Below are 9,748 nucleotides of genomic sequence, written 5' to 3' on the forward strand. Positions count from 1 at the left end.
CAGATGTAAGATTTGAACTATTTTTAAGATACTCATTTGCAAATCTATGTATTATTACCATCTACAATTTTTACTATTTTATCAAATTTAGAACAGGAATATTAAAGTATTGTACAACAGAAACAGTTTCAATGGAAAAGTTTGTAGAAGCTAGCTTTGGTTCGAGCTTTATGGTTTTTGTTACAACTTTTTTCTTTTTGTTAATTTTTAAAGAGAAGAACATAAAAATTTTTACAAAGAGTTCTATCATTTATATCATTTTAATTTTATTTTTAACGATATTTTTCAGAGTTCATGTAATTTTTCAGATTCTTGTAGAGCAGATTTTATCAAAATTTTGATAATAATAAATATATTACAAACCCCTTTCAGAAAATCACTGAAAGGGGTTTTATTATACTTTTAAATCCTATTTTATCTCCACACATCCAACTCTTCCGCCCGCATTTCCAGTTGGCTGCGTATGAAAGTCGTCAACTCCAGCGTGGATCACGATAGATTTTCCGATAATGTTTTTCATTGGGTCATCGCATCCCAGACACCATTTATCCGTTGTGAAAATCAATTGAGCCTGCCCATTTTTATCGGCCTCAAGATTTCCGATATCGCCCATATGGAAGTGTTCCGTATCCCATTTTCCATGGTCGTCTTTACTCGGATTCCAATGGCCGCCGGCTGATGAAGCATCTGTTGCACTGCAATTTCCAAACTCGTGGATATGGACAGCGTGTAGTCCTGGTTTTAGCTTAAAAACGCTCAAATCCATTGTAACTTCTCCTTTTTTCTGGGTAAAATTTGCTGTTCCCTGAGTCTCTGTATAAGATTTTGGACGAACGATGTATTGTTTCGAAACCGTTTTGCAGGAAGCCAGCGAGAGACCGGCAATTCCAATTAGTAATAAATTTTTCATAGTTTTAAACTTAATTGTTATTTTTCCGATATAACAAATTTAAAGCCAACATTATAAATCCAATGTTTTACGTGAAACATTACGATTCGGTGAGTGATTTCTACAGTTCGGTCATAATTAATTTACTATTATCATTCACTGAAATATCTTTGAGCCAAAATTAAGATAATGACAACCCAAACCAGACATCTAACCTTATTTACTTTACTGATCGGAATCAGTATTTGGTCACAAATTACAGTCTCCGGAAAAGTTACTTACAAGAATAAGTCACTGAAAGACATTAATGTAACACTTAAAGACACTTATGACGGTGGCACCACCGATGCAAATGGAAACTATTCTTTCACAACTACAGAAACCGGAGATAAGACTTTGGTTTTTTCAGGACAAAATTATGATGAAGTTGAACTTCCTGTAAAGATTGAAGGCAAAAACATTTCGATGAATGCCAATCTTAAAGAACAAATCAGCGAAATCAATGCAGTGGTGATTACTGCAGGAAGTATAGAAGCCAGCGATAAGAAGCGTGCAACGGCATTATTGACACCTTTGGATGTTTATACAACTGCTGGTGCAAATGGGCAAATTTCTTCAGCTTTAGGCTATTTACCGGGCGTTCAGAAAGTGGGAGAGAGCGAAGGATTATTTGTACGAGGTGGAACTGGCGCTGAAACCAAAATCTTTATGGATGGGAATCTGGTCAATAATTATTTTACCAATTCGGTTCCGGGGATTGCGGGGAGAGACCGTTTCAATACTTCGTTATTTAAAGGAAATGTATTTTCAAGTGGTGGATATTCTGCGATTTACGGACAGGCTTTGTCTTCGGTTCTGGTTTTGGAAAGTGTGGATCTGCCGGATACGACTTCTTTTGATTTTGGAGTTTCTCCGATTTTTTTAAGTGCGAATTATCAAAAATTGAATCAGGAAAAAACGGCTTCCTGGGGCGTCGCTGGCGGATATTCTAATCTTGGATTGATGGGAAAATTATTCAATTTTAATACGGACTTTGATAAATTTCCTCAAGGTTATGGATTTGATGCCAACTTTAGAATTAAAACCAAAAAAGGAGGTTTCATCAAATATTACGGAAGTGTGGACGAAAATAAAATGGCAGTTGGCTCAGAAAGTCTGGAAGAAGATTCGGATAGAAATATAGTAGGTCTGAAAGGGCAAAATATGTATCACAACTTGTCCTACAAAGAGAAATTCGGAAAGTATCTTTTGAATATCGGAACGTCTTATACTTATAATTCCAGTGATCTGAATTTTGCGACTTTTAAAGATAATGTTGAGCAGTCCGATACGCCAATTAATAATAAATCAAATTATATCAACGCCAAAGCAGTTATCGAAAGAAAAATCAACAGAGCAAGTATTCTGAGAGCAGGATTTGAAATCAACAATGCAGATGAAACAATGCGATACGGAACTTTTGAAAGAAATTACAGGGATTTGATTTCAGCTGGTTTTGCAGAAACGGATTTAATTTTCACGAATAATTTGACTGCAAAAATAGGTGCAAGAACGGAACATTCTTCTTATCTCGACAAATGGAATTTCTCACCGAGAGCCGCTTTGGCTTACAGGATTTCCAAAGATTGGACAACATCTTTTGCTTACGGAATCTTCTATCAAAATCCGGAAAGCAAATATCTTTACAGCAAGAATTTTGATTTTCAGAGAGCTGACCATTATATTTTTCAGGTTCAGAAAAATGCAGATGGGAGAAGCTTGAGGTTCGAAGCTTTTTATAAAAAGTATGATGATCTGATTAAAACGACTTCATTGGCAGGCAATATGTCTTCGGCCAATAATCAATATTATCAAATTGCCAATAGCAATGCAGGAAAAGGTTTTGCAAAAGGAATCGAATTATTCTGGAGAGACAAGAAAACCTTCAAAGACATCGATTATTGGTTAACTTATTCTTACTTGGATTCCAAAAGAGACTTCTTAAACTATCCTTTTAGTTTAGCGCCAAATTTCGCTTCGAAACATACCTTCAATGCGGTTGCTAAGAAATTTGTGATGGATTGGAAAACAGGTTTTAATCTATCTTATACTTATTCCAAAGGACGGCCTTATTATAATATTATGACGAAGGAAGAAAATGGAAAATTGGTTAATTATATAGATGATTACGGAAGATTAAAAGATTACAGCGGACTGAATTTCAGTGTGAATTATGTGCCAAGCGTTGGCAAAAAAGATTCGAAATCCTTTACCGTGTTTGTTTTGAGCATCAATAATATCTTGGGGAATAAAAATGTTTACGGTTATAATTATTCTGCGGATGGCGCAAGTAGAACTGCTGTGAGACCGCCTGTTAATACATTTGTTTTTGTAGGTGTATTTGTAAGTTTTGGGGTTGATAAGACGAATGATGCGATTAATAATAATTTGTAATTCTCACGTCAGTTCGAGTGTTTTTCGTAATAAAGTGGAGAAAAATGTATCGAAAACTGTATCTGCAATAGGTTCTCGATATAAAATTCTTGTCAGAATTTCACTCGAACTGACGCAATTCTAAATAATAAGCGATTTTTGAATTACGATTCGGTCATCAAAAATTACAGTTCAGAAAAATAAAATTTAAATAAAACTAAACTCATTCTATCTTTGAATCAGAAATTTAAAATAACAATTAAAAAATATCCAAATGAAAAAATTAATCTTAACAATCAGCCTTTCTTTAATAGGATTTACAGCGTTTGCACAAACCGCTTTTGAAAAAGCAATGACAGAAAAAATCGCAAAAGTAGAAGACCACAAAACACCGGACGAGTTTACGGCTTTGGCCAATGATTTTGACAGAATAGGTACCAAAGAGAATACACAATGGTTACCCTATTATTACGCTGCATTTGCGACAATACAAAAAGGAAGAATCCTGATGCGTGGCGATGATAAATCCGGATTAGACCCAGTTGCTGCGGAAGCAGAAAAATACATCGCTAAAGCAGAAGCTTTGAGTCCAAATAACGCTGAACTTTTTATTTTGAAAAAAATGACAAGCGGACTCAGAATGATGGCAGATCCGATGTCCAGATATATGACAGAAGCTCCAATTGCACAACAAGCCTTGGCTAAAGCTCAGGAACTAGACCCAAATAATCCTAGAATTACAGTTTTGCAAGCAGAAGATGCTTATTTCACACCTGAACAGTTTGGAGGAAGTAAAGCAAAAGGTGCAGAATTGTTTAAAAAAGCAGTTGAGCAGTTCAATACTTACAAGCCAAAAACTGCTCTTGACCCAAAATGGGGTAAAGCAGAAGCTGAGTATTTTCTTAGTCAAAAATAAAAAACAAACATTCATATTACATAAATTTCCCTTGTCTTTGATGAGGGATTTTTTTATCAGCTGATGGGCCAAATGTATCATGATGATACGACAGAAGTTGACGTGTTATTTTTTATTTTGAAGTTTTTTACAAGGGGCTTCGAGAGCCTCGGCTTGACAATGGAGGTGAAATGGTTGATGTTCGTTTTAGAGCATTCTTTCTGTCCATCGTATATTACTTGGTGTCTTTGTGGTTTTGAACACAGAGTGCACGAAGTTTTTTTCTTGATTCGACGGCTTTAGGTTCACGAAGGCGCTTCGCTCAGATAAGCTTTGGGTGAGTTTAACACAAAGTCGCAAAGTCTTTAATGTCCAAGTGCTTTTCAAGACACAAAGGATCGACGTTGTCGATTTTTAAGTTTGGATGGGATAAGCATATGTGATCTTTTAAAACTCTCTTGGAGCTTCATCTTTTTCTATTTAACATAATATTGGTTTTTTCTATATCCAGAAGTGTATTTTCTATATCTAAAAGTGAAATTCCTATATCCATTTTGCTGTTTTGTATATCCGGAAAAGCATTTTCTTCGATGTTTGTATATCCCATGTTCGATAGTTGCATATCCTTTCCTCGATGGTTGTATATCCGTTGGGTATCCTATGTTCGATGCTCGTTCGATTATTGTATGATGAAATTACCCTGCTTTTTCATCAGAAAACCCCGTCAAATCCATTTAACATAATAAAAAACAAGGAAAAGTATTTTGAAAGTAGCAAAAAAACGATTATTTTTAGAAAAAAATAAAAAGCGACAGGTTTTGTCGTTGAGCGATGCTACCATTGCATCATGACCATCAACTAATAATATAAAAACTCAAAAGATGAAAAGACTCAGCATCAGTATGGGGATCTTCGCCCTATGCCATGTCCATGGCCAGAAGGTAACCTGGCAGCGGGACATCCCGTCCACCACACAGGATTTTCTCACGACAATGACCACCACTATCGACAGGCAGATATTGCTATCGGGAAGCTCCATCAATCAAAAGTCCCAACAACTATCAACCGACAACCAACAACAGAACAGAGGCTACGATTACCACATTGTCAAGCTCGACCAGCAAGGCTCCAAGGTTTGGGAGAGATATCTCGGTGGGACGAGGCACGATTATCTGATGGGCTCTATCGCCACTCAGGAGGGAGGTTTCGTGCTCTTCGGGACATCGTTTTCCAACGCCTCGGGTGATAAGAGGGAGAACAACCTTGGCGGAAGCGATGCCTGGTTGATAAGGTTAAATGACAATGGCGAGGAACTCTGGCAGAAAACTCTCGGAACGAAAAGCAATGACGAGGCATCGGCAATAGTACAATCCACCGACCAGGGATTCTTCGTTGCGGGGAATATCAATGATAACAGGAAGCTGTTCGGTTCCAAGGATGTGTTCGTCTCGAAGCTGGACAAGGATGGCAAATTGAAACAGACGACCATTCTCGGCGGAAGATCTTTGGACGAGGTTACCGATATGGTCCCGACCCCCGACGGAGGAGCTGTTTTACTAATTTACTCGACTTCTGGAAAAACGGACAACTTAAATAATCCGGATAGCAGTGATCCTCAGATCAATGATCCCCGAAACGAAACTACAAGACCGGAACTAACCTCAATGGTAAAAACATTCATCGGAAAATCCGAGGATGGCTTTGGGAATGGAGATTACTGGATTGTGAAATTAGACAAGAACTCGAATATCGAATGGCAGAGGACGTATGGCGGAAGTGGGGACGACAGACCTAAAACAATAGCCAATACCCGGAACGGATACATCGTTTCAGGTGAAAGTACCAGCTGGTCATCAGGCAACAAGAAGGAAAACATTAAAGAAGGAACGGATTTATGGGTAATCAATTTAGATAAATCAGGCAATGAGATATGGCAGAAGAGCTACAGCTTCGGGAACCGGGATGTTGCGATGAGCCTGGATGTCATCAGGAGGACGAACAAGGATAATTTCAGTGAGGACAGAGGTTTTCTGTTGGGAGGCTACACCCAGGCAGAGGAAAAGGTAAAGAAGGATGACGAGAAGTTCTGGATGCTGTATATCGATATCAATGGTAGGGAGGAATGGCGCAAATATGTTGAAGGAAAACAAAAGAAGAATGAGGAACGGCTGGTAAGTGCAAGATTGCAGAGTGATGGCTCTTATCTTTTAGCCGGAACGAGCGCCGAGGAACTGGGCAAGGAGAACTGGAAGGTCGTGAAGCTTGGAGATAAAGATCTGGATGACCTGATGGAAAACAGGGACATCAGGATCTACCCGAACCCCGTGAAAGATTATGCCTATGTGGAAATAGGATTGGACTTTGAGAGTGCAGATATCTTTGTCTATGATATGACGGGGAAGGTGACACAGCAGTTGCAGACCATGAATAAAGTGACAAAGGTGGACACCAGTAAACTTCCACAGGGTGTCTACATCATCAAAGCTAACATCCCGACACAGAAAGACAAGAAACTAACAACCAAGATCGTGAAAGAATGATGAAAACACAGATTATGAAAAAATTATATTCTATTTTAATCCTTACCCACACTTATATAGCAATGAGTGGACAGGAAAATGATAATTTTACCCCAGCAATTTTTTCTCCTTCACCAAATGTCATGGAAATGACTAGATATCTTGATCAGACCGTGGACAATTCTACAGGAATTCCTTCTATCTCTATCCCACTTTATACCATTCAACAAGGGGATATTCAAGTTCCTGTTTCTTTAAGTTATTATGCAGGAGGCATCAAGGTAGAACAGGAAGCTACAAATGTAGGGTTAGGATGGAGTCTTAATGCGGGAGGAGTGGTCTCCAGAGAGATTAGAAGTATTATTGATGATCTGAATCCTCCACATGATTTCGGAGGATTTATATATCAGGTGTATAAACTGAAATATGTTTTAACACTGGCACAAGATAACCCTATCGTCCAACAATCTATCCAATATGGACAGGATAGGCAGTTTGACCTTGAAGCCGATATGTTTTCCTATGCTCTTCCGGCAGCTTCCGGCGGACAATTCCAGTTTGACCAAGATGACAGAAAATTCTATGAAAATGAGGTTACCAATAATAGGATCCAATATTCCACAGGAGCTTTCGGTAAGATATATGAATGGATCATCACAGACTCGAAAGGTGTCAAGTATTATTTCGGTGAAATCAACGAAGGTAGTTATTATAACCCAATATATTCTGAGACAAACCAAAGGAGCATACAAACACCAGGGGTTTTTTTGCCTGCGGGAGCCGAAGAACCTATAGGCATTGTATCATGGTATTTACGCAAGATTATAGATGTAAAGGGAAATGAGGTCAATTTTGATTACACGGTAAATGCTTTGGATGATGTAGAATATATCCAAAGGATACCTAAGGTATCTGACAGGGGTCTGAATGTAGTAGGAGGAGGATTCTATTCTATCAACAAAGTCAAAGAAAAAAGAATATCAAAAATCTCTTTTAAGAATGGGTTTGTTGAATTTGTTTATGATACTGCAAGTAGACAGGATCTTAAAAACTCCAAAAGGCTTCAGTCTATCAGGATCTATTCCAATGCAGATGGGAATCCGGAGAATGCAGTGTTGAATAAAGTGATCGAATTGGACAACAACCATTATTTCGATTCTATCATTACTAATGGACAAAGTGTAGCTAATGATTACAATGATTACAATACCAAGAGGTTAAAGCTTGAGTCTGTCAAGTTCAAAACATCGGATAATGTTCAGCAGATCATGCAGTACAGGTTTGAATACGATCCCAATCCGCTGCCTCAGAAGTTTTCCTATGCACAAGATTATTGGGGCGGCTACAACCATGAAGATGAAAATGAGCGCCTGTTTCCGGAAATGGTGTTCGTCCATTCTACAAACGGCTCTTTGCTGACCTTTCAAAGCAGCTTTGGTACAGAGAGGGCTGTAAATAAAAATTATGTAACGGCGGGTACCCTAACCAAAGTGGTCTATCCTACGGGTGGTTATACAAAGTATTCCTTTGAGCCTAACACTATTTCTGATTATGACTATCTGCCAAGCTATACCAATGTGCCAGAATATATACAATTAAAGAACGTTAAAAACCCCTATAAATTAAATGTTTTTGAGTTCAGCAACAATGGTGGTCCGGATGATAGATGCACAAAGACCATTGAAAATAATAATAAGGCTTACTATCTGTGCAAGATAAACATAAGCAATCCCCTGCAGTCCAAACCCAATCTGGATGATTATTATTTTGGTTGCCCTAACGGGGCCATCACAACGCCTCATGATGTGTTTCCCCCAGCGGATGGAGAGGTGTACTGCAATTTTAGGGAGCCTACACTAATTGACGGGAATGGAAATGACATGCTCTATTCCATTACATCCAATGGTATTGTAAATAATTCCCAGTGGGCAGCTATGTCCCCAGGAGAGTACTACATAAAAATAAAATTCAACGGAAGTCTTAATATACTGGATAATCCGGCGTATAGCGATACCTATTTCCACGTCAATGTCAAAATCAAAGAGGATGAGATTCCACTGATACGTACCGTAGGAGGTATAAGGGTCAATAAGATCCAGAATTTTGATTCTGATAACCAACTAATAGGAGAAAAAGAATATCAGTACGAGTTTACGGAGAATAATATCAAGCTAAGCACGGGAAAAGGTATTTTACCGAAATTTGGTATGTACGAATCGTTCCCCATACAGAATACGATAAACTATACCACACCCTATACAAATAATGTTTTCTATATGTCGGAGTCCAACCTTAATCCCTTTTATGCCAATAAGGTTCAGTACAGTAAGGTGGTGGAAAAAATAAGAAATATCCAGAACAATGAGTACACCACAAATGAATACAGTAACTTTAATCCACTTACCATGGATTATAGTAATGTTTATAATGGAGAGGATTTTTTCAATCGATACTATGGAAAAACCGACATTTCCTGGTACAGCAAACCGGTACATGAAGAATATAAAGATAAAGCGAACAATCCCGTCATAGAAAAAGGCTATATCAATTCCCCGATTTATACAAGTGGTACGAAAGGCTTCTACACAGGAATCCGACAGACCAATCTGGCACTACAGTTACAGCTGGGTTCGAACAGCCAGCTGCTGAAGACCAAATGGAATCTGCATCACCATGCTATATCCTCCTATTCTGTACCGACAGCGGCGACAACTACGGAATATCGAACCAATGGGACTGTAACCACCCTAAAGAATTTTGTTTATTCTGCCAATAACCCGTTGTTGCTCTCTTCGGAGGTCACCACTTCCCCAGACCTTACTACTACAGAGACCACGTATGCCTATGCCCAGGATAAAGGCAAAACACTGTTGACAGACGCCAATATGATAGGCATCCCTTTGGTTAAGGAGACGAAGAAGAATGGAAAAACCGTCTCTACCTTAGAGACGGTCTATCCGGATACCTTGCCAGACACCCAGACCGGAAATTTGTTACTACCTACATCCGTCTCCGCATTGGATCTGGTAACAG

At 38.5% G+C, this 9,748-nt stretch carries 6 protein-coding genes; 4 read left to right on the forward strand and 2 right to left on the reverse strand.

Features of this window, described 5'->3' with window-relative positions:
• Positions 1 to 409: 409 nt before the first annotated feature.
• Positions 410 to 910, reverse strand: coding sequence for a superoxide dismutase family protein (locus RTX21_RS11300; protein WP_312767718.1), 501 nt, complete (start codon positions 908 to 910; stop codon positions 410 to 412).
• A 168-nt stretch (positions 911 to 1,078) separates the two neighbouring features.
• Between RTX21_RS11300 and RTX21_RS11305 the strand changes: the two genes are divergently transcribed.
• Positions 1,079 to 3,322: a TonB-dependent receptor gene (locus tag RTX21_RS11305; RefSeq protein WP_312767720.1), complete on the forward strand. Its 2,244-nt coding sequence runs from the start codon at positions 1,079 to 1,081 to the stop codon at positions 3,320 to 3,322.
• Positions 3,323 to 3,575: 253 nt separating this feature from the next.
• The gene (locus RTX21_RS11310; protein ID WP_312767721.1) at positions 3,576 to 4,217 is read left to right on the forward strand and encodes a hypothetical protein; all 642 of its coding nucleotides are present in this window, start codon (positions 3,576 to 3,578) and stop codon (positions 4,215 to 4,217) included.
• Positions 4,218 to 4,662: 445 nt separating this feature from the next.
• Here the strand turns inward: RTX21_RS11310 and RTX21_RS11315 are convergent, their stop codons facing one another.
• Entirely contained in the window at positions 4,663 to 4,818 is a 156-nt protein-coding gene (locus RTX21_RS11315) for a hypothetical protein (protein ID WP_312767722.1), read from the reverse strand.
• 901 nt (positions 4,819 to 5,719) lie between these two features.
• Between RTX21_RS11315 and RTX21_RS11320 the strand changes: the two genes are divergently transcribed.
• Positions 5,720 to 6,736, forward strand: coding sequence for a T9SS type A sorting domain-containing protein (locus RTX21_RS11320; protein ID WP_312767724.1), 1,017 nt, complete (start codon positions 5,720 to 5,722; stop codon positions 6,734 to 6,736).
• A gap of 14 nt (positions 6,737 to 6,750) precedes the next feature.
• Positions 6,751 to 9,748 (forward strand): hypothetical protein (locus RTX21_RS11325; RefSeq protein WP_312767725.1); only part of this gene is annotated, 2,998 nt, incomplete at its 3' end.

The organism is Epilithonimonas sp. (genome assembly GCF_032054305.1).
Taxonomy (GTDB): Bacteria; Bacteroidota; Bacteroidia; order Flavobacteriales; family Weeksellaceae; genus Epilithonimonas.